Source organism: Mesorhizobium sp. M7A.F.Ca.CA.004.04.2.1, assembly GCF_004022825.1.
Lineage (GTDB): Bacteria > Pseudomonadota > Alphaproteobacteria > Rhizobiales > Rhizobiaceae > Mesorhizobium.
Map to the genome: position 1 here is coordinate 1 of NZ_RZPH01001047.1, position 2016 is coordinate 2016.

3 protein-coding genes and 1 pseudogene are annotated in these 2016 nt (G+C 62.5%); 2 read left to right on the forward strand and 2 right to left on the reverse strand.

Annotation, left to right across the window (positions count from 1 at the left end; translation table 11 throughout):
• Positions 1 to 69 precede the first annotated feature (69 nt).
• Together EN893_RS31040 and EN893_RS31045 are read right to left on the reverse strand one after the other, a co-directional pair.
• Positions 70 to 249, reverse strand: a complete 180-nt coding sequence (locus tag EN893_RS31040; protein WP_032899099.1) for a hypothetical protein — start codon at positions 247 to 249, stop codon at positions 70 to 72.
• A 98-nt stretch (positions 250 to 347) separates the two neighbouring features.
• Positions 348 to 1295, reverse strand: coding sequence for a ring-cleaving dioxygenase (locus tag EN893_RS31045; protein ID WP_127271596.1), 948 nt, complete (start codon positions 1293 to 1295; stop codon positions 348 to 350).
• Between the two features lie 312 nt (positions 1296 to 1607).
• Between EN893_RS31045 and EN893_RS31050 the strand changes: the two genes are divergently transcribed.
• Both EN893_RS31050 and EN893_RS39575 read left to right on the forward strand, forming a co-directional pair.
• On the forward strand, positions 1608 to 1775 hold the full coding sequence (locus tag EN893_RS31050) for a hypothetical protein (RefSeq protein WP_013529241.1): 168 nt from the start codon (positions 1608 to 1610) through the stop codon (positions 1773 to 1775).
• Positions 1776 to 1859: 84 nt separating this feature from the next.
• Positions 1860 to 2016, forward strand: a pseudogene (locus EN893_RS39575) (glutamine amidotransferase); the annotation flags it as partial.

Consider the following 2016-nt stretch of genomic DNA (forward strand, 5'->3'; position numbering starts at 1 on the left):
CACCGGGCCTGGGCCGAGCATCTGGTTGGCCCGGTGCTTGGCAATTGAGCACCGACGACAAGTGCCGTCCTACGTCAGATGCCCGAGCACGGCCGCCAGTGAAATCGCAGCCATGGCGAGCAGTGCCAGCTTCCAGAAATCGCCGCGTCGCTTGAGGCCTGGCCAGCCAAGCGGCTTGATCAGTTGAATGACCATGAAACCGACGATGACAAGGGCGAGGAATTTCGTCATGCCGCCTTTGACCAGCAACGCGCCCGGCTGTCAAAGCACGTCGTTCATTGCCTGAGAAAGAACGACGCCGCGATCCTGGGTCAGAACGCGGCGCCCGCCTGCGGCTGGCAAACGATCTACTTCAGCGGCTTGAGGCCAGCCTCGATCGAAGCGCGCTTCGGTTCGAGGAATGGCGGCAGAGCAAGACTTTCCCCCAGTGTTTCCAGCGGCTCGTCGGCGGTGAAGCCCGGCCCGTCGGTGGCGATCTCGAACAGGATGCCGTTCGGCTCGCGGAAATAGAGCGAGCGGAAGTAATAGCGCTCGACCTCGCCGCTCGACGGCAGGCGGAATTCGGCCAGCCGCGCCGTCCATTGATGCAGCGTCTCCTGGTCCGGCGCCCTGAAGGCGACATGGTGAACCGCACCGGCGCCTTGCCGTGCCGGCGCCAGTCCCGGCTGCACCAGGACATGCAGCTCCGCCGCCGGCCCGCCCTCGCCCATTTCGAAGACGTGAACCTGCCCCTCCGGCGACACATAGTCGCGCGCCTTGCGCATGTTCATCACCTTGGTCACCACCGCCTCGGTGTTGGTGATGTCGGGAACGCTGATGACGATCGGCCCGAGCCCGCGTATCTGGTGCTCGACCGGTACCGGGCTTTGCGCCCAGGGATGGCTGCCGCCCTTGCCGCCATCGCTGACCAGGCGCAGACGCTGGCCCTCGGGATCTTCGAAGTCCAATGACGCATAACCGCCGGTGTCGGCGATCTCTCCTGTTGCCAGGCCTTCGTCGGTCAAGTGTTGCTTCCACCAGGCAAGGCTCTCCCGACTGCCGACCCTGAGGCTGGTCCGCACGATGCTGTGCGTGCCGCGCCGCTCGCGGCCGACCGGCCAGTCGAAGAAGGTAAGGTCGGTGCCAGGCGTCGCTTCGCCGTCGGCATAGAAAAGGTGGTAGGCCGAGGTGTCGTCCTGGTTTACGGTCTTCTTGACCAGCCGCAGACCCAGCACCTTGGTGTAGAAATGAAGATTGCCGGGCGCGTTCGCGGTGATGGCGGTCAGATGGTGGATACCTGTCAGTTGCAAGCTCATCGTCGTCTCCCTGCTGTTGGGGAAGAATTTTCTCCCTCCATATCAGACCTGCGGTCACCCCGCTGAAGGCCTCGTATTCCGACAGTCCGTCGCCGGAAGCTGAACAGCGGCGCCGAAAACTACGCCGTCGCTATGAACAATCGGAAGCCGCAAACCTGCCTTGAGATACCGGTCGATGCGGCGAAAAACGATGCCTTGCCCTGCGGCGCGCGCACTGTCCGGAACTATTGTTCGCGCCCTGCCATCCTCCTGACAGACTGCTGTCAGGAGGGGTATGCGATAGTGCCTCTACACAGAGAGAGGAGACTAGCCATGAACGGTTATACCATTCTGCGCGGCATGCAGCACTATGTCGGCAAGATCCGCACGATGCGCAACGAGATCCGCACTCAGCGGTTCATGAACTCGCTGCCGGCGGACATTCGCAAGGATATCGGCTGGCCGGACATGTATGCGGATCGTGGCCCTCGCGGCAATTAAAGCCAATTTTTCGACCCGGCGATTGGATGTCGGCGCGTCAACGCCCAGATAACAGGTCCGGTGCGTGAGGATGGGAGCGAGCTTATGCCCGAACAGAAGACGATCGGCTTCCTTTTCATCGAAGGTTTTGCCGACTGGGAGTATGGGCTGCTGGCGGCCTCGGCGGTCGAATGGTTCGGCGCCCGTGCCATGTCGCTGACGCCTGATGGCAAGCAGGTGACTGGCATTAGTGGCTTTCGGC

Excerpts from the sequence above, each read along its gene's own strand:
- EN893_RS31045 (WP_127271596.1), bottom strand. The coding sequence starts at position 1,295 with ATGAGCTTGCAACTGACAGGTATCCACCATCTGACCGCCATCACCGCG.
- EN893_RS31050 (WP_013529241.1), top strand. The coding sequence starts at position 1,608 with ATGAACGGTTATACCATTCTGCGCGGCATGCAGCACTATGTCGGCAAG.